The organism is Erythrobacter sp. NFXS35 (assembly GCF_040148725.1).
Lineage (GTDB): Bacteria > Pseudomonadota > Alphaproteobacteria > Sphingomonadales > Sphingomonadaceae > Erythrobacter.
Genome location: NZ_JAGDEB010000002.1, coordinates 388,742 through 405,275 on the forward strand (window position 1 = coordinate 388,742; position 16,534 = coordinate 405,275).

At 64.4% G+C, this 16,534-nt stretch carries 20 protein-coding genes; 12 read left to right on the forward strand and 8 right to left on the reverse strand.

Translation table 11 applies throughout. The features are described 5' to 3' along the window. Positions 1-7 precede the first annotated feature (7 nt). The 3 genes from J3454_RS09410 (at position 8) to rpsI (ending at position 1,919) form a co-directional block, all read left to right on the forward strand. Entirely contained in the window at positions 8-742 is a 735-nt protein-coding gene (locus tag J3454_RS09410) for a hypothetical protein (RefSeq protein WP_349513507.1), read from the forward strand. 170 nt (positions 743-912) lie between these two features. After that, complete coding sequence (gene rplM / locus J3454_RS09415) at positions 913-1,392, forward strand: 50S ribosomal protein L13 (protein WP_349513508.1); 480 nt, start codon at positions 913-915, stop codon at positions 1,390-1,392. Continuing rightward, positions 1,392-1,919 carry a 30S ribosomal protein S9 gene (gene rpsI, locus J3454_RS09420; protein ID WP_349513509.1) on the forward strand — a complete coding sequence of 176 codons (528 nt, stop codon included), beginning with the start codon at positions 1,392-1,394 and terminating at the stop codon, positions 1,917-1,919. Before rplM ends, rpsI begins: the two co-directional genes overlap by 1 nt. Before the next feature lie 123 nt (positions 1,920-2,042). Here the strand turns inward: rpsI and J3454_RS09425 are convergent, their stop codons facing one another. The 4 genes from J3454_RS09425 to J3454_RS09440 all read right to left on the reverse strand — a co-directional run bounded on the left by J3454_RS09425 (position 2,043) and on the right by J3454_RS09440 (position 4,481). Further along, a complete protein-coding gene (locus J3454_RS09425) occupies positions 2,043-2,240 on the reverse strand; it encodes a hypothetical protein (RefSeq protein WP_349513510.1) in 198 nt (65 codons plus the stop codon). A 170-nt stretch (positions 2,241-2,410) separates the two neighbouring features. After that, positions 2,411-3,271 (reverse strand): metallophosphoesterase family protein, encoded by an 861-nt coding sequence (locus tag J3454_RS09430; RefSeq protein ID WP_349513511.1) that lies wholly within the window; start codon positions 3,269-3,271, stop codon positions 2,411-2,413. Next, positions 3,261-4,121 carry a diacylglycerol/lipid kinase family protein gene (locus J3454_RS09435; RefSeq protein WP_349513512.1) on the reverse strand — a complete coding sequence of 287 codons (861 nt, stop codon included), beginning with the start codon at positions 4,119-4,121 and terminating at the stop codon, positions 3,261-3,263. The genes J3454_RS09430 and J3454_RS09435 overlap by 11 nt, the downstream gene beginning before the upstream one ends. A 33-nt stretch (positions 4,122-4,154) precedes the next feature. After that, positions 4,155-4,481: a hypothetical protein gene (locus tag J3454_RS09440; protein WP_349513513.1), complete on the reverse strand. Its 327-nt coding sequence runs from the start codon at positions 4,479-4,481 to the stop codon at positions 4,155-4,157. Positions 4,482-4,655: 174 nt separating this feature from the next. On the opposite strand from J3454_RS09440, the gene J3454_RS09445 reads away from it, so the two are divergent. Further along, a complete protein-coding gene (locus tag J3454_RS09445) occupies positions 4,656-4,970 on the forward strand; it encodes a UrcA family protein (RefSeq protein ID WP_349513514.1) in 315 nt (104 codons plus the stop codon). Between the two features lie 130 nt (positions 4,971-5,100). Here the strand turns inward: J3454_RS09445 and J3454_RS09450 are convergent, their stop codons facing one another. From J3454_RS09450 to fumC, 3 genes are all read right to left on the reverse strand, one after another. After that, positions 5,101-5,856 carry a LytR/AlgR family response regulator transcription factor gene (locus tag J3454_RS09450; RefSeq protein ID WP_349513515.1) on the reverse strand — a complete coding sequence of 252 codons (756 nt, stop codon included), beginning with the start codon at positions 5,854-5,856 and terminating at the stop codon, positions 5,101-5,103. Continuing rightward, positions 5,849-7,126, reverse strand: coding sequence for a histidine kinase (locus J3454_RS09455; RefSeq protein WP_349513516.1), 1,278 nt, complete (start codon positions 7,124-7,126; stop codon positions 5,849-5,851). Before J3454_RS09455 ends, J3454_RS09450 begins: the two co-directional genes overlap by 8 nt. A gap of 124 nt (positions 7,127-7,250) precedes the next feature. Next, positions 7,251-8,657: a class II fumarate hydratase gene (gene fumC / locus J3454_RS09460; RefSeq protein ID WP_349513927.1), complete on the reverse strand. Its 1,407-nt coding sequence runs from the start codon at positions 8,655-8,657 to the stop codon at positions 7,251-7,253. A gap of 215 nt (positions 8,658-8,872) precedes the next feature. On the opposite strand from fumC, the gene J3454_RS09465 reads away from it, so the two are divergent. The 5 genes from J3454_RS09465 to J3454_RS09485 are packed head-to-tail and all read left to right on the forward strand — an operon-like array spanning position 8,873 to position 14,156. After that, the gene (locus J3454_RS09465) at positions 8,873-9,484 is read left to right on the forward strand and encodes a protein-L-isoaspartate O-methyltransferase family protein (RefSeq protein WP_349513517.1); all 612 of its coding nucleotides are present in this window, start codon (positions 8,873-8,875) and stop codon (positions 9,482-9,484) included. Between the two features lie 14 nt (positions 9,485-9,498). Further along, positions 9,499-10,944, forward strand: a complete 1,446-nt coding sequence (locus J3454_RS09470) for a TolC family outer membrane protein (RefSeq protein ID WP_349513928.1) — start codon at positions 9,499-9,501, stop codon at positions 10,942-10,944. A 45-nt stretch (positions 10,945-10,989) separates the two neighbouring features. After that, positions 10,990-11,517 (forward strand): DUF2497 domain-containing protein, encoded by a 528-nt coding sequence (locus tag J3454_RS09475; RefSeq protein ID WP_349513518.1) that lies wholly within the window; start codon positions 10,990-10,992, stop codon positions 11,515-11,517. A gap of 39 nt (positions 11,518-11,556) precedes the next feature. Then, on the forward strand, positions 11,557-13,746 hold the full coding sequence (locus J3454_RS09480) for a S9 family peptidase (RefSeq protein WP_349513519.1): 2,190 nt from the start codon (positions 11,557-11,559) through the stop codon (positions 13,744-13,746). Then, on the forward strand, positions 13,743-14,156 hold the full coding sequence (locus J3454_RS09485; protein ID WP_349513520.1) for a (2Fe-2S) ferredoxin domain-containing protein: 414 nt from the start codon (positions 13,743-13,745) through the stop codon (positions 14,154-14,156). The genes J3454_RS09480 and J3454_RS09485 overlap by 4 nt, the downstream gene beginning before the upstream one ends. Positions 14,157-14,275: 119 nt before the next feature. On the opposite strand, the gene J3454_RS09490 is transcribed toward J3454_RS09485, so the two are convergent. Next, positions 14,276-14,587 (reverse strand): hypothetical protein, encoded by a 312-nt coding sequence (locus J3454_RS09490; RefSeq protein WP_349513521.1) that lies wholly within the window; start codon positions 14,585-14,587, stop codon positions 14,276-14,278. A gap of 145 nt (positions 14,588-14,732) precedes the next feature. On the opposite strand from J3454_RS09490, the gene J3454_RS09495 reads away from it, so the two are divergent. From J3454_RS09495 to xth, 3 genes are all read left to right on the forward strand, one after another. Then, the gene (locus tag J3454_RS09495) at positions 14,733-15,164 is read left to right on the forward strand and encodes a CBS domain-containing protein (protein WP_349513522.1); all 432 of its coding nucleotides are present in this window, start codon (positions 14,733-14,735) and stop codon (positions 15,162-15,164) included. A gap of 55 nt (positions 15,165-15,219) precedes the next feature. After that, the gene (locus J3454_RS09500; RefSeq protein ID WP_502878574.1) at positions 15,220-15,537 is read left to right on the forward strand and encodes a HesB/IscA family protein; all 318 of its coding nucleotides are present in this window, start codon (positions 15,220-15,222) and stop codon (positions 15,535-15,537) included. A gap of 114 nt (positions 15,538-15,651) precedes the next feature. After that, entirely contained in the window at positions 15,652-16,446 is a 795-nt protein-coding gene (gene xth / locus J3454_RS09505) for an exodeoxyribonuclease III (RefSeq protein ID WP_349513524.1), read from the forward strand. The last annotated feature ends 88 nt before the right edge of the window (positions 16,447-16,534 follow it).

Here is a 16,534-nt window from a genome sequence, read left to right on the forward strand (position 1 = left end):
ATATCATATGGCCGGGAGTACCCGCCGGACGCTGTTGGCCGGGCTGATCGGGGCTAGCATGGCAGGCAGCCTCGGGCCGTTCGTGCGTCCGCTGGCTGCGACTGACGGCGCGCTGGCTCTACCCGAAGGCACCATGCTGCTGGTACGCGAGATGGTGCGCGAATTGTCGGGCGAGGCGACAATTACCGTTCGGCGCGGGTGGGAAGTCGGCTTTGCCCGGCAGGCGCGCGGAATCGTCGTTTCCGGCACACAGGTATCTGCCACGGTCGAGGCGCCGCCGCATCTGGGCGAACTCGCCCGGATCGAGGAGCGGCGCGACACGGGGGCCATGTTTCCGATCCTGCTGGCGGAGACCGGCCTGATCGTCTCCCATGGCTCAGCCTCGACAGCGCCTGCCGACCTGTCGGCTGCCCTGCGCACGGCCGAGGGGGTGATCGCACGACTGACCCGCTCCGGCGCCCGTCGCGATAGCCTCCTGCGCTATCTCGCGGAGGTCCACCGCGCCGGGGCCAGCCAGTTCGACACGCTGCCGACAGATCTGTTCTTCCCGCTCGCCGCCCCGATCCGGCAGGTCGAGACCGTGCCGCTGCCCGAGGGCCTGACGGGCGAAATCACCCTGCTGTGGGAGGCCCGCGCCGCCCCGAACGCACGCTGGCTGGCCGAAGGCGAACGACAGATTGTGACCCGGATCGACGGAACCGAACGCCGCTCGCGCGAGCGCTGGAGCCTCCACCGCGCCTGACTCGATTGCGGCAAGGTATTATTTTACCTCTCGTGTGACCCGCGCTTTTGCTTGACTTTCGGGGGCCGAAACGACAGTTGCGCGCTCACTTGCCCTCCGACCGATTGGCTGGCGGGGCGATTCTCCGGTGAATTTTGCCGGACAATGTTTCGAACCAAGGACACACAGCCATGAAGGCGCTCAGCAAGCAGACCCGGTCGATCAAACCGGCCGAGGTCGAAAAGAACTGGCATATTATCGATGCCGATGGCCTCGTCGTCGGCCGTCTCGCCGCGATCGTCGCCAATATCCTGCGCGGCAAGCACAAGCCGAGCTTCACGCCGCATGTCGATTGCGGCGATCATGTCATCATCATCAACGCCGAAAAGGTGCAGTTCACCGGCAAGAAGATGGGCGACAAGGTCTATTACAAGCACACCGGCCACCCCGGCGGCATCAAGGAAACCACCCCGGCCAAGGTGCTGGGCGGCAAGTTCCCCGAACGTGTGCTCGAAAAGGCTGTCGAACGCATGATTCCGCGCGGCCCGCTGGGCCGCCAGCAGATGAAGGCGCTGCACCTCTACGTCGGCACCGAGCATCCGCATGACGGCCAGCAGCCGCAGGTGCTCGACGTCGCTTCCATGAATCGCAAGAACAAGGTCACCGCATAATGACCCCGGAAAATACTGGCGAAACCACCACCGTCTCCGATCTCGCCGATCTCAAGGATATCGCCGGCGACGCGCCGCAGGGTGACGCGGTCGAAATCGCCCGCGTTTCCGCTCCGCTGCGCCAGCAGGAGCTTGACAAGCAGGGCCGCGCCTATGCCACCGGTCGCCGCAAGGATGCGGTTGCCCGCGTGTGGGTCAAGCCCGGCACCGGCAAGATCACCATCAACGGCAAGGACCAGGAAACCTATCTTGCGCGTCCGACCCTGCGTCTGGTCATCAACCAGCCCTTCACCATCACCGATCGTAGCGGCCAGTACGACGTGGTCGCCACGGTGCGCGGTGGCGGGCTTTCGGGTCAGGCCGGCGCGGTCAAGCACGGTATCGCTCAGGCCCTGACCAAGTACGAGCCGGAACTGCGCAGCACCGTCAAGGCCGCCGGGTTCCTGACGCGCGACAGCCGCGTGGTGGAGCGCAAGAAGTACGGCAAGGCCAAGGCCCGTCGCAGCTTCCAGTTCTCGAAGCGTTAAACGCGCCTCGACTGGCAGTTTTCGAAGCGCCAGGCGTCTCCCTTTCGGGACACATCAAGGGCGGCCCCGCAAGGGAGCCGCCCTTTTTGGTACGAGCCATGCGCCGTGCAGCACCGGCCCGCCTCAGCGTTGCAGCAGCATCAGCGCCCAGGCAAGGCCGCTTCCCGACAGGAATACCGGCCAGGACCAGTAGACCTTCGCATCGGCAATCGCGACCATGTGGATTGCCAGTGGTCCGGCGCTGGTGCCCTGCGATCCGATCACCAATCCGATCACCGCAGAAAGAAGCGCGCCGAATACGAACGCTTTCAACATCCCCATCTTCGTACCTCCGGCACAATGACAAACGGCAAGGGTATGACCAGGGCAGCACCGCGGATCGCCTGCATTCGGCTTCGCAGTCTGCCCGCGCAGTTTCACTTATGAAGTCTTAACGCCGGCCCTCTGGAAAAGGTTAAGGCGCAGGGGGCGCAAGTTACGATGTGCGCGTCTCAGTGCACCGGCGGATCGACCGGCGGAACGCGCCCGGCCGGGGCGACCGGGTCTTCCGGGCCGCGCGGCGGGAGCGCGTTTTCCGGCACGTCGGCGATCATCATGTCGCGGGTCGGCAGATGTTCGAGATTGCGCGCCTTGACCTCCAACCGAGCGCCGTCCCAGCGCAATTCGTTGAAGCTCGGCGGGGTCGAGCGGATGCGCTGCGACAAGGTGCCCGCACCGATCATCCGCACTGCCCCTTCGGCTGTCGGCTCGGCAATATCGAAGGCATCGTGGACGTGGCCGGACAGCACCCCCAGCACCCGCCGCTGCGCCAGTTCGCGCAAGGCGCGTTCGCCGTGACGGGTCAGCGCGGTGCCCTGCGTGCCGACCTCGCGCAGCGGATGGTGCACCGCCACCAGCGCGCGCGTGCCTTCGGGCAGCCGGTCGAGCGCGGCAAGGCAGCGGTCGAGCGCGGGCTGTGTCACCCACCCCTTCGACCAGTTGAAGCGCGGCTGCCAGCGCCGCACGGTCTTCAATGGCACGATCGCCAGCCCCGGCAAGGCGATCTTGCGCTCGATCAGCGCCTGCATCCCCTCGAACCGGCGATAGGGTGCAAAGAAGCGTTCGATCAGGTTGAAATAGGGCATGTCATGATTGCCGATGCTGATCGTCACCGGCACATCGAGCGCCGTGATCCAGCGGGTTGCGGCGGCGAATTCATGGCGGCGCGCGCGCATTGTGTGATCGCCGGTAATCACCACCGCATCGGGCCGCTTTTCAGCGATCTCGCGCCCGACCCAGTCGAGCGCTTCGCGGTCTTCCAGCCCGAAATGAATATCGGACAGATGAAACAAGGTGAGCCGGTCAGAAGTCATGTGCGCTCGCCAGCAGGTCCACCGCGCACGGCTCGACGGTGAAACGGAACGGCGAGGGGCATTCGGCGGGTTCCCCATCGATCAGGCAGGCGAGCGGACTGCCCTCGATGCTGGACAGCACGATCGCCTCGGCCACTCCCAGCCTGTCGTGCGGCCCTTCGCGGAACCGGCGCCGCACAATCGCCCAGGCCTGCCCAGCATAATCGAGCGGGTCTTCGGCATAATAACCGTCGATCTGGATGCCGTGTTCGCCCGGCGTCAGTTCGATCAGGGGATAGCCGCTCTTGCGCGCAAGCCCGTTTTCCCGCGCCACGACATAGGGCCCGGAGGCACTCTGCCGGATCGCCTCGATCGTTTCTGTCGCCATGTCGGCGAGCGCGAAGTCGCGCATCGATTCGCGCACCCGGTTCCAGCGCGTGCCCGGCCCGACCAGCAATCCCGCCAGCGCCAGAAGGCCGTCGCAGCGGACGCAGACGGGGCGACATCTGCGCGCGCCGCCACCTGTAACAATGTCGAGGATATCGTCCATGTCGAGCGACCGGTGCAGCCGCTGCGCCAGCAGGTTCATTGTCCCGCCCGGCAAGACCAGCACCGCGCCGCCCCATCCGGCAAGCCCGTTGATCAGGGTGTTGACCGTGCCGTCTCCCGCATAGACGACCGCCATTGCGATCCCGGCCGAATCCAGCGCCGCAGGGTCCGGCAAGGGCTGATCGGGAAAGATGATCGTGCGGCCGACCGACCAGCCACGTTCGCCCAGCGCGGCAGCGACGGTTTCTGCCGAAGCCGCCTCGTTGCTCCCGCTCGCCGGATTGACGATCAGCCAACAGGCCGGATCGGGGTGTCCATTCATGCCAGGCGCCAATCCCTCTGCCGTTCCGGGGCACTATACCCGCCTTGTGAGGATCAGCCATGCCGCGACCGCGCTGAAGGCGGTATAACCTGCATAAGCCCAGGCGAATCCCGGCCAGCCTCTGACCGACAGCAGTAGCGCGAAGAACAGCACCGCGAACTCCGTCACCAGCGCGGCACGGCTGCCCAGTACGCGACTCGAGCGCGGCAAGCGCGCCATCAGCGGGTGGCCGCTGTCGAACACCGCGCGGTTGAGCGCGAAGTTGGCAACACCCAACACGAAGATCACGATTGTCGCCAGTCCCATCGCCGCCACTATGCCGATGCGCCGGTCGGATGGAAACCGCCATTTGTCGGGCATGGCGAACCGTCCATCCGGATACCGCCGCGCCGGTCGAGCGAACGCAACGGGTTGATCGAGTCTCACGCGATGGCGGCGGCGAATCCGCCTATTCCTGAGTTCGGCAGGCGGACTGGCAACCCCCGGATCGGCATCCCCGCCCGATCACAGGCTGACTGCCAATGGAGGATGACTATGAAAACCCTAGCAATTGCGGCCGCCGCGTTCGGCCTTGCCTGCACCGCTGCCACCGCTCCTGCCTTCGCGACACAATCGACGACGATGGCGATGGACATCAAGGTCAACGACATCGATCTCGAAACCGCCAAAGGCCAGAAGATCCTTGAAAGGCGAATCGACCAGGCGGCACGCGCCGTTTGCGGCGTGGAGGATGTCCGGACCGGCACCCGGATAAGGAGTTACGAGGCACGCGCCTGCCTGAAAGAGGCCAAGACCCAGGCGCGCCAGCAGGTCGCGGCGCTTGTTGCAGACCGGCAGCGCGGCGGCTGAATCGCGCAGTCCATCCTGCACCACCTAACCCCGCGGTGCAGACAATACGGCTCGAACCCTCTTAGTCCCTGGGGTTCGGGCCGTTTTTTCGGGGAAGCAACCGGGGGCGGTGCGTCAACCCAGCCGACAGCTAACGGCCCGCCATCGACTTGACCCGCGCCAGATAGGTGCGGCCGATCCGCAAGGCCTCCCCGTTCTGCAATTCCACCGACCACACGCCGAGCCCGTCGTGCCGGAGCCCGCGAATATTGTCGCGCCGCAGAATGGTGGAACGGTGGATGCGAATGAACTGTTCGGGATCCAGCCGCGCCTCCAGCCCGGCGATGGTCTGCAACAGCAGGTATGACCTGTCAGCATCGGCCCCGCCGACATGCAGTCGCACGTAGTCACGCTCGGCATCGATCTGGTGGACTTCGCTGACCGCGATGCGCAGCAGTTCGGAACGGTGCGGCACCCACAGTTCATCGAGAAAGCGGCTGGCTTTCTGGCGCCGTTGCCCGCGCCGCGCCAGCGCGCGTTCGATCGCGCGTTCGAGCCGGTCGGCGGCGACCGGCTTCAATACATAGTCCACCGCATCGCAATCGAACGCCTCGACCGCGAAATGATCATGCGCGGTGACGAAGATCACCACCGGCGCCTGATCCTGCTCGGCCAGCTTGCGCGCGACGCCCAGCCCGTCCAATTCGGGCATGGTCATGTCCAGCAGCACCAGATCGGGTTCAAGCTTTTCCGCCAGCCGCAGCGCTGCCGCCCCGTCGCTGGCGGTGCCGATCACCCGGACGTTCGGGATTTCGGCGCAGATCACCTGCACGCGTTCGACCGCAAGCGGTTCGTCATCGACGATCAATGTGCGCAAGGCGGTCTGTTCGGCATCGGGATTAGTCATGGCGGGTCGCAAATCTGGTCAGGGGAATACGGATTTCGGTGCGATAGCCGCCCGGAACGGGGGCGGAGGTAAAGCCGATATCGGGGCCGAAACGCGCTTCCAGCCGGTCCCGCACATTGGCAAGGCCAATGCCGAAACCGTGGCTTGCGCCCTGGGGCACACCGGGACCATCGTCGCTGACCGTCAGCACCAGCCGATCGAATTCCTCGCGCGCGGCGAGCGTCACGGTGACGGTGCGCGCGACCGGAGAGATCGCGTATTTCACCGAGTTTTCCACCAGCGGTTGCAGGATCATGCCCGGCACCCGCGCTTCTTCAAGGTCCTGCGGAAGATCGAACACGCATACCAGCCGTTTGGGAAAGCGCACCGCCTCGATATCGAGATACAGCCTCTGCAGGTCGAATTCTTCCTTCAGCGCGACATCGGCGGTGGGTTCATTGGCAAGGCTGTGCCTGTAGAACCGGCTCATCGTCTGGATCATCTTCTCGGCCCGGTCGGCCTTGCCGGTCATCACCAGTGCGGAAAGCGAATTCAGCGTGTTGAACAGGAAATGCGGGTTCACCTGATAGCGCAGGCTTCGCAATTCGGCGGCCTTGGCGGCGGAGCGGAACTGCTGTTCGCGCCGCTCGGCACTGCGCGCCTGCACACCGGCCAGCAGCGCAAAATAGGTTGAGGCCCAGGCGAGCAGCAGGAAATACCGTCCCAGTGCCACGTCGAGCAGTTTGCGCCAGAAATCGGCATAGGTCTCGGCCGGGGCAAGAAGCACGCTTTCGGACCCGACCACTTCGGTTTCTTCCTGACCGGCCGAGGGGCCCGCGCCGGAGACGGCCGGGCTGACCCGGCGCACCGGCACATCGACAAGCAGGTTCCCTGCCTCGTCACGTCTTAGGTTGAGATTGTATTTCTTGGCATAGGCCTTTTCCTGCGCCAGCTGGATATCCTCAAACACCCACTGGTTGACCTGCCCGATCGCCAGCGCCACCGGCAAGGCAAAGGCGATCGCCGCCGCGATCTTGGTCCACAGCGGCTTCTCATCGAAGAGTCGCAACAATAGCCACAGCACCATGGTGAGCGCCACGCCGATCGCCACCACCAGCAGGCGGCGCCAGGCCATTTCGAACTGCAGCCCGAAATCCATCACTATGCTGCGCAAAGTGGTGAGAGCGAAATAGGTCGCCCACAGCACCAGCATCGATATCAGCACCGTTCGGAACGAGACTGTCACGCCCTGCCCCATCGGGACCGCTTCGGTGGTTTGCTTGTTCGCCATGTTGCCCGGCAGCGATAACGCCCTGCCCGCACGAATCCTAGCGGGCAGGGCGCTTGTCGTCGGGCAGGGTCGGGCCTTGGTCGAAAGATGAACGGCCGTTCAGGCGCGTCAATCAAGCGCAGCCTTACGCCCGCGGCTTGATCATGTCGGCAGGCACCACCCACTGGGCGAACTGTTCTTCGGTCAGCAGGCCGAGTTCCAGTGCCGCCTCTTTCAGAGTCGTCCCTTCCGCGTGCGCCTTCTTGGCGATCTTGGCCGCGTTGTCATAGCCGATATGCGGATTGAGCGCGGTCACCAGCATCAGGCTTTCATTGAGCAGCTGGTTGATACGGTCTTTATTCGCTTCGATCCCGACAACGCAATTATCCGTGAAGGCATGGGAGGCATCGCCGATCAGCTTGATCGACTGCAGCACGTTGTAGATCATCACCGGCTTGAAGACGTTGAGTTCCAGATGCCCGTGCGATCCGGCCACCGTCACGGTCGTGTTGTTGCCCATCACCTGCGCGCACACCATCGTCATCGCTTCGCACTGGGTCGGGTTGACCTTGCCCGGCATGATCGAGGAGCCCGGCTCGTTGGCAGGAAGGCTGAGTTCGCCGAGGCCTGAGCGCGGGCCGGAGCCAAGCAGGCGGATGTCATTGGCGATCTTCATCAGGCTGACCGCGAGCACGTTCAATGCGCCCGAAATCTCCACCATCGCATCATGCGCGGCTAATGCTTCGAACTTGTTGGGCGCGGTGACGAAGGCGTGGCCGGTTTCGGCAGCGACCTGCGCCGCGAATTCCTCGGCAAAACCGACCTTGGAATTGATTCCGGTGCCGACCGCCGTGCCGCCCTGTGCCAGTTCAAGCACGCGCGGCAGCGTCGCTTCGACCCGCGCGATGCCGTATTCGATCTGCTTGGCATAGCCAGAGAATTCCTGCCCCAGCGTCATCGGGGTGGCATCCTGCAGGTGAGTGCGGCCGATCTTGACGATATCGGCGAATTCCTGCGTCTTGGCATCGAGCGCACCGTGCAGCTTCTTCAGCGCCGGGATCAGGTTGGCGATCGCCTCGTGCGCGGCGGCGATGTGCATCGCGGTGGGGAAGGTGTCGTTCGATGATTGTCCCATGTTGCAGTGATCATTGGGATGGACCGGATCCTTGCCGCCCTTGGTGCCGGTGAGAATCTCGTTGGCGCGGCTGGCGATCACTTCATTGGCGTTCATGTTCGACTGGGTGCCGGAGCCTGTTTGCCACACCACCAGCGGGAACTGATCGGCGAGCGACCCATCGATCACCTCGCGCGCTGCCTGCACGATCGCTTCGCCGAGCCGGCTATCCAGCACGCCCAGTTTCATGTTGGCCTTGGCCGCCGAAAGCTTCTGGATGCCCAGCGCACGCACCAGCGCAGGCGGCATTTTTTCGCCGCCGATAGGGAAGTTGACGATGCTGCGCTGGGTCTGTGCGCCCCAGTGAACGTGGGCGGGCACCGCCACTTCGCCCAGCGAATCCGTTTCGATCCGCACATCTTGTCCGCTCGTCGTCATGTCACTCATCGAAGCCATCCCTGCATAAGTCGAATACAATGCCGCTTGATTGCGCGCTCCCCTAAGCACCGGTGAGCCATGAGGTCAAAGCCCGAAATCGAACGCCGCCAACAGTCGATCGCAAAGGGCGCAAAGGCCTTGGAACCCGCTTCACGCACGTCTAAGGAAGGTTTGACCAACTGTATTACATATCTAATACAGCGTCCGGAGCAAGCATGACCGATCTGACCATGACCAGTGAATCCCGCAACGACACGAAGTCCGCACGAAGGGCAATGATCGACAGCCAGCTGCGCACCAGCGGCGTGAACGAGGAATATGTGCTGGCGCGCATGATTTCCGTCCCGCGCGAGGATTTCCTGCCGGCCGAAAAGGCCTCGCTCGCCTATATCGACAGGGCGGTTTCGCTCGGCGCACACGGCCATCTTGCCGCGCCGCTGTTCTACGGCAAGCTGCTGATGGAAGCCGCGCCCGCGCGCACCGACCGTGTGCTGGTGGTGGAAGGCGGCACCGGCTACCTCGCCGAACTCCTCCGCCCGCTGGTGGCCGACCTGACCACCGCCAGCGCGGCCGACGCGGTAAATGGCACCGGCGATGCGGAATACACGCTGATCGTGATCGACGGCGCGATCGAGCAGCTGCCCGAAGCGCTGGTCGCACGGCTGGCCAATAACGGCCGGATCGTTGCCGGTCTCGTGCTGCGGCAGGTGACGCGGCTGGCCTCCGGCCGCAAGGTTGCGGGCAAGGTCGCACTGCAACCGCTCGAGGACATGGGCATTCCGGTGCTCCAGGCTTTCATCGCACCCAAGGGCTGGACCTTCGGGTGACGCGCATCCCCGCCATGCTGCGGCTGGCCGGTTCGGCGAGCCTGCTGTTGATTGCCGCACCTCTTGCCGCAGACAACCTGCGCGAGGCACTGGCGCGCGCCTATGTCAGCAACCCTGCGCTTGAAGCCGCCCGTGCCAACCAGCGCGCGATTGACGAGGGCGTGCCGATCGAGCGGGCGCCTGGCGTGCCCAGTCTTAACACGACCGCGAGGTACATCGAGTTCGTTCAGCAATCGCAAAACGCCTTCACTGCACCGGAGCGGAACCTCGGAGTGGACACGCAGTTTCTCGTGCCGGTCTATTCGGGCGGAGCGGTGCGTAACGGGATTGCCGCGGCGAAAGAGCGGGTCGAGGCTGGACGGGCAGACCTTCGCAATACCGAGAGCGCTCTCTTCAGTCAGGTCGTTGCGGCTTATATGGACGTGCTTCGCACCGAAGCGCTCGCCGCGCTGGCCGCCAATAATGTGTCCGTGCTGCAAACCAATCTGGAAGCCACCGGCGACCGGTTCCAGATCGGTGATCTTACCATCACCGACGTTGCCCAGTCGCGCTCGCGTCTGGCGTTGGCCGAGGGTGACCTTCAGCAGGCGGAAGCGAACCTGATCGCCGCGCGCGAGACCTATATTCGGCTGGTCGGCAGCGCGCCGGGCGAACTCGTAGCGCCGCCCCCGCTGCCGGGCCTGCCGGATACCGTTGGAGATGCAATCGTAAGCGCGCTCGATAATAATCCCAATCTCGAAGCCGCGATACAGCGTGCCGAGGCGGCGGGATATGATACCAAGGTGGCCGGCGCGGGGCGGCTTCCGCGCCTTTCTGCCTTTGCCAACGCTACTTACAGCAACTTCTTCGGCACCCTTGGCGGGTTCGGGCAGAACCTGGTTCAGGCGGAAGTAACAGGTAATGCAGGGTTGCAGCTCACGATCCCGATCTTTCAGGGCGGCCTTCCTGCCGCACGGCAGCGGCAGGCGGGCGCGCGGGAGAGCGCGGCACTGGAAGATGTGATCGCCGCCGAACGTCAGGTCATTGCAGAAACCCGGTCGACATACTCCAACTGGCAGGCGGCCAATGCCGTCATCCGCAGCGCACAGGTGGCGGTCGAGGCAGCCGAACTCAGCCTCGAAGGCGTGCGCGCCGAAGCTTCGATCGGCAACCGCCAGATCCTCGATGTGCTCAATGCCGAACAGGAACTGGTCAACGCCCGCGCGCAATTGGTGACCGCGCGGCGCAATGCCTATGTCGCAGGATTCAACCTGCTGGCACTGATGGGCAAGGCCGAAGCCCGCGATCTCAACCTCGACACCGGCGGCCCGCTTTACGACCCAACGGTCAATGCCGATCGGGTCAGCAGCAAGATGTGGGACTGGGATCGCGACCCCGCGGCTGAGGCCAAATCGACCAGCACCGTTGACATTCCGCCAGCTGACGCAACAATCGGGCCGCAACTGCTTCCGGCTGAATGAATTGTCCCGATTCGGGAACAGCCGATAGCGTGAAGAGGGCAGCACATGGGCCACGAAGGTGAAGCTTCGGTCGAGGAAATTCTCGAATCGATCAAGAAAGTCATCGCGCGCGATAATCGCGCCGTGGCGCTGGAGCAGCGCCGCCGCCGCGAAGTCGCCTCAGACGAGGCCGAAAACGCGACCGCGCCCGATCCTGAGGTCTCGACCCAGCATCAGGTGCGCGACGCGGACACGTTCGGGAACGAAGTGCTCGATCTTGCGAACATGGAATGCGCGCCCGAAGGCGAAACCAGCGCGCTGCCACTGGGCAATGGCACGGCATCGTCCGACGAAACCCCGCTGCTGGCCGATACGGTGCGCAGCGCGATGCAGGATAATCTCGCGGCGCTGGCGATGCTCGCAGAACCGGGCGTGAAACCGCAGATCGTACGCTCGGGGGAAACCTCGCTCGAAGGGCTGACCCGCGAATTGCTGCGCCCGATGCTCGCCGAATGGCTGGAGGCGAAACTGCCCGCGATGGTGGAAAAGCTGGTGCAGGCGGAAATCGCCCGGATTGTCGGCAAGCGGCCGTAACACTGGCGCACATCCGCACGGCAGGCTAACCTTGCGGCCATGCGTAATCTTACTGCTTCCGGCGCCCTGATCCCGATCACGCTCGCCGCCGCCCTTTTCGCCGCCCCGCTTGCCGCGCAGCAACCGCCGGCAAACGCGACACCTGAAACCGCCAGCATCCCCGGTCTTGCCGCCCCGCCGATGAGCGCGCGTGACCTTGTCACCATGCCGCGCCTCGGCACACCGGCGGTCAACGCCGCAGGCACGCTGGCGGTGTACGGCGTAACCACCACCGATCCGCAAACGCTCGCGCGCAGCACCGCGCATTACCTGCTCGACCTGATGCAGCCCGGCGCGGTGCCAGTTTCGCTCGACTTCGGGCTGAAGGCCTCCTCGGTCGCGTTCGGGCCGGGCGGGCAGCTCTATTTCCTGAGCAGCGCCCATCCCGACCCGGATGCCGAGGCGCGGAGCCGGGTGTGGCGGGTAAGCCTGGGCAAGGATGGACGGGTCGGAACACCCGAACTGGTCGCCGACACCCCCGGCACCGAGATCGCCGGGTTCAAGCTGGCACCGACCGGTACGGCCATCGCGCTATGGGGCGAAGTGCCGCGCGACTGCCCGCAGTTCGCATGCCCCGATGCAACCCCGGCGCACCTGCCGGGGCCAGGCACCGGGCGGCTCTATGACGGTGCAGACGGGTTTTATCGCCACTGGGATCAGTGGGAGACGCCCGGCACCTATAACCGCGTGTTCGTGTTCCCGATCGACGGCGGGCAGGCGGTGGGCGAGGGGGTGCCGGTCGATGGCACCGATCCTGCCACCGGCATCACTGGCGACACCCCGACCATGCCGTTCGGCGGCGGTGAGGACATCGCCTGGTCGCCCGATGGCCAGCAGGTCTATTTCGTCGCCCGCAAAGCCGATGGCGACGAGCCGACCTCGACCAATCTCGACATCTACGTCTCCGACCTGTCAGGCGGCGCGCCCACCAACATCACCGCCGACAACGCCGCCACGGATACCGCGCCCGCCGTGTCGCCTGATGGCCGCTATGTAGCATGGTTGGCGATGGAGCGTCCGACCTACGAGGCCGATCGGCTGGTGGTGCAATTGCGCGATCTGGCCAGCGGAACCACGCGCGCGCTGACCGCCGATACCGATCTCAGCTTCGGCAGTCTGGCATGGAGCGCCGACGGCAAAAGCCTGATTGCGACCGCGCAGGACGTACTCGACACCCCGGCTTTCCGCATCGATTCGGCTACCGGCAAGGTCTCCCGGCTCGATCTGATGGCGGGGAACGAGGCGCATATTGCCAACCTCGCCGCGTTGCCGGGCGACCGGCTGCTGTTCACCAGAGATTCGCTGGGCGGGCCTTCGGAGTTGTATCTGGCGGATGCGGGCCAACAGGGCCGACCGCTGACCGATGTCGCCACCACCCGCATGGGTCAGATGGCCACCATCATCACGCGCCGATTCAGCTTTGCAGGCGCCGATGGAGACACGGTGTGGGGCCAGATCACGCGGCTGGCCGATCAGGATGGGCCGATTCCGGCGGTGCTGTATATCCACGGCGGGCCGCAAGGCAGTTTCAACGATAGCTGGTCGAGCCGCTGGAACCCGCGGGTGGTGGCATCACACGGTTATGCGGTGATCTCGGTCGATTTCCACGGCAGCACCGGATACGGGCAGGCCTTCACTGATGCGATTAACCGCGACTGGGGCGGCAAGCCGCTGGAAGACCTGCAGAAAGGCCTCGCCGCTGCGCTCACGCTCGACACACAGATCGACGGCAACCGCGCTTGCGCGATGGGTGCGAGCTATGGCGGCTACATGGTCAACTGGATCGCAGGGCGCTGGCCCGAACGGTTCGATTGCCTCGTCCAGCACGACGGCCTGTTCGACCTGCGCAGCTTCTATTATTCTACAGAAGAATTGTGGTTCCCGCGCTGGGATTTCGGCGGCTCCTACAGCGAGGCGCGCGACACCTACGAACGCTGGAACCCCGCCAATTACGTCGACAACTGGCAGACGCCAATGCTGGTCGTGACGGGCGAGAAGGATTTCCGGGTCCCCTATACCCAAGGTCTGCAAAGCTTCACCGCGCTGCAGGAACGCGACATTCCATCGCAATTGCTGGTGTTCCCGGACGAGAATCACTGGGTGCTGAGCCCAAAGAACTCGCTGCAATGGCACGACACGGTGTTCGCGTGGCTGGACCGCTGGCTGAAGCCAGAGGAGCGCGCGCAATGAGCCGCAAGGAACTGCTGTCCGCCCAGACCTCGCTCGGCAAGCATTTCGGCGACCCGGACAAGGGCACCGCGATCCAGCGCCACATCATGCTGTGTTCGGTCTCGGACAAACAGAAATGCTGCTCACGCGAGGAAGGCGAGGACGCGTGGAAATTCCTCAAGACCCGGCTCAAGGAACGCGGATTGGTCGGCCCGCAGCGCGGCGAGGACAGCAAGCGCGGGCCGGGCGGCGGGATCCAGCGCAGCAAGGCCGATTGCCTTCAGATCTGCGCGGCGGGGCCGATCGCGGTCGTGTGGCCGGACGGGGTATGGTATCACTCCTGCAGCCCGCAAGTGCTCGACCGCATCATCGAGGAACATCTGGTCGGCGGCGTTCCGGTGGAGGAATTCAGGCTTAGACCGCCTGCTTGATAAAGCTCAGACCACCCGCCCCGCCTCCCCGCCCGGCCACCACAACATAGTGGTACTATTGGTGGGGGCGGGGAGGCGGGGCGGGTGGTTAGCGTTTCGCGTCAGCGAAAACCAAAAACCTAATCATCCTTAGGCGACCAGAACTCGTCGCGGCCCGGCAAGCGGTTATCGACCGATTCGTCATGCCCCGTCCCGTTGGACAGGAACGCGAGGCCCATCAAGCCGCCGCCCAGCAGCATGGTAAAGCTGATGCCGAGCGCGACCGCGATGTAGAAATGCACCGAAACCGTGCCATTGGACACGAACAGCAGCCCCATCGCCAATGCCACCACCAGCGCAGTCGCCGCCAGCAGCAGCTTCATGATCTGGCGATAACGCGCCCAGGCGTGGGCCGCGTTTTCGGGATCGTCGAGCGGGGATTTGCGAGTCATTGCGCACAAATGGCGCGCACCTCCATGCATTGCAACGCGCAAAAGCCGCAAGGTTGCCCGCATGCGATGCAAGTCGTGCGACGGGTGGATTCGCTTTTGGGCCGCAGACATGGCACCTTCACTCCCTGAGAGAAGGGAGTCGGCCATGAACATCGCCAGCATCATCGCCCAGCGCGGCGCGTCCGACATCATCGCCTGCGACGTTTCGACCCCGGTGGCCGAAGCAGTCCGCATCCTCGCCGCCCGGCGCATCGGCGCGCTGCCGGTGCTGCGCGATGGCGCAGTGGTCGGCATCATTTCGGAACGCGACGTGATCTATTGCCTCGGCGACAAGGGGGCAGCGTGTCTCGATCTGCCGGTCGAAGAGATCATGACCTCGCCCGCCGTCACGGTCGAGCCTGCGACCTCGATCGACGAGGCGCTGGCCATGATGACCCGCCGCCGGTTCCGGCATTTTCCGGTGGTCGAGAACGGCACACTGGTCGCCTTTATCTCGATCGGCGATCTGGTGAAGCGCAAGATCGACGAAGTGGAGCACGAGGCCGCGGCGCTGCGCAACTATATCCAGGCGGTCTGAAAGGCTTGAGGTTGTCCGCCACGCGCCCTATCTGAACATCATGACCGCCCCAACCATGACCTTGACCCCTTCGGCTGCCAAGCGGATTGCGTTGATCGCCGAAAAGCAGGCGCGCCCGCCGATCCTGCGGCTATCGGTCGAAGGTGGGGGCTGTTCGGGCTTCCAGTACAAGTTCGACCTCGCCGAAGCGCCCGATGGCGACGACATGGTCAGCGAAACCGATGGCGTGCGGCTAGTGGTCGATCCGATGAGCCTCGAACTGGTTGGCGGCAGCGTGGTAGATTTCGTCGAATCGCTCGGCGGGGCGGCGTTCAAGGTCGAAAACCCCAATGCGGCGGCCGGCTGCGGCTGCGGGTCGAGCTTCGGGATTTAGGCACACCTACCGTTCGGGCTGAGCTCGTCGAAGCCCTGCACTTCTTGAACTCAACGCTGAAAAAGAAAGTTCAGCCCTTCGACAGGCTAAGGGCGAACGGGTAAGGCGAATCCCATGAAAATCGCCACATTCAACATCAACGGTATCAAGGCGCGCCTGCCGCGCCTGCTCGAATGGCTCGCCGAAACGCGGCCCAGCGTCGCCTGTCTGCAGGAAATCAAATCGCAGGACGAAGGCTTCCCGGCGACTGAGATCGAGGCGCTGGGCTATGCCGCGATCTGGCACGGGCAGAAAAGCTTCAATGGCGTTGCCATTCTGGTCGACACGCAGGCCGGATACACCCTCACGGAGGTTCAGCGCGGCTTGGGCATTCCCGGTCCGAATGAAGGTGATGCGGAACAGGCGCGCTATCTGGAAGCAGATGTCAGCGGCGTGCGGATCGCCTGCCTGTACCTGCCCAACGGCAACCCGCATCCGGGTCCGAAATTCACCTACAAGCTGGCATGGATGGAAGCCTTGCGCGCGCGCATGGCGGACATCTGGGCCGCAGAAGTGCCCGCCGTGGTGCTCGGCGATTTCAACGTGATCCCCGAAGATGACGATACGTGGTCGGTAAAGGCAATGCAGGACGACGCGCTGATGCAGCCTGAATCCCGCGCTGCCTATGCCCGGATGCTGGCGGATGGCTGGACGGACGCGCTGCGCACCCATAACCCGCGTGGCGGGGTGTGGACCTATTGGGATTATCAGGCCGGGGCATGGCAGCGCGACCACGGTTTCCGCATCGACCACATCCTGCTGTCACCCGAATGCACCGACCGGCTGGAAGCTTGCGGTGTCGACAAGGATCACCGCGGGCGCGAGAAGGCCAGCGATCATGCGCCTGTTTGGGTACGCCTGAAGGCGTGATCCTCGCCGAGTCTTTGTCGCCCTATCGCTGCGCTACTTGAGGGCGATTGCCCTTGCGGCGCTACTCCCGCTGTCTCTAATCGGCGCG

Coding starts and splice junctions, on each gene's coding strand:
- J3454_RS09480 (WP_349513519.1), top strand. CDS start 11,557: ATGCGTAATCTTACTGCTTCCGGCGCCCTGATCCCGATCACGCTCGCC.
- J3454_RS09470 (WP_349513928.1), top strand. CDS start 9,499: ATGCTGCGGCTGGCCGGTTCGGCGAGCCTGCTGTTGATTGCCGCACCT.
- rpsI (WP_349513509.1), top strand. CDS start 1,392: ATGACCCCGGAAAATACTGGCGAAACCACCACCGTCTCCGATCTCGCC.
- J3454_RS09465 (WP_349513517.1), top strand. CDS start 8,873: ATGACCGATCTGACCATGACCAGTGAATCCCGCAACGACACGAAGTCC.
- rplM (WP_349513508.1), top strand. CDS start 913: ATGAAGGCGCTCAGCAAGCAGACCCGGTCGATCAAACCGGCCGAGGTC.
- J3454_RS09450 (WP_349513515.1), bottom strand. CDS start 5,856: ATGACTAATCCCGATGCCGAACAGACCGCCTTGCGCACATTGATCGTC.
- fumC (WP_349513927.1), bottom strand. CDS start 8,657: ATGACGACGAGCGGACAAGATGTGCGGATCGAAACGGATTCGCTGGGC.
- J3454_RS09430 (WP_349513511.1), bottom strand. CDS start 3,271: ATGACTTCTGACCGGCTCACCTTGTTTCATCTGTCCGATATTCATTTC.
- J3454_RS09440 (WP_349513513.1), bottom strand. CDS start 4,481: ATGCCCGACAAATGGCGGTTTCCATCCGACCGGCGCATCGGCATAGTG.
- J3454_RS09445 (WP_349513514.1), top strand. CDS start 4,656: ATGAAAACCCTAGCAATTGCGGCCGCCGCGTTCGGCCTTGCCTGCACC.
- J3454_RS09455 (WP_349513516.1), bottom strand. CDS start 7,126: ATGGCGAACAAGCAAACCACCGAAGCGGTCCCGATGGGGCAGGGCGTG.
- J3454_RS09410 (WP_349513507.1), top strand. CDS start 8: ATGGCCGGGAGTACCCGCCGGACGCTGTTGGCCGGGCTGATCGGGGCT.
- J3454_RS09435 (WP_349513512.1), bottom strand. CDS start 4,121: ATGAATGGACACCCCGATCCGGCCTGTTGGCTGATCGTCAATCCGGCG.
- J3454_RS09500 (WP_502878574.1), top strand. CDS start 15,220: ATGACCTTGACCCCTTCGGCTGCCAAGCGGATTGCGTTGATCGCCGAA.
- xth (WP_349513524.1), top strand. CDS start 15,652: ATGAAAATCGCCACATTCAACATCAACGGTATCAAGGCGCGCCTGCCG.
- J3454_RS09495 (WP_349513522.1), top strand. CDS start 14,733: ATGAACATCGCCAGCATCATCGCCCAGCGCGGCGCGTCCGACATCATC.
- J3454_RS09475 (WP_349513518.1), top strand. CDS start 10,990: ATGGGCCACGAAGGTGAAGCTTCGGTCGAGGAAATTCTCGAATCGATC.
- J3454_RS09425 (WP_349513510.1), bottom strand. CDS start 2,240: ATGGGGATGTTGAAAGCGTTCGTATTCGGCGCGCTTCTTTCTGCGGTG.
- J3454_RS09485 (WP_349513520.1), top strand. CDS start 13,743: ATGAGCCGCAAGGAACTGCTGTCCGCCCAGACCTCGCTCGGCAAGCAT.
- J3454_RS09490 (WP_349513521.1), bottom strand. CDS start 14,587: ATGACTCGCAAATCCCCGCTCGACGATCCCGAAAACGCGGCCCACGCC.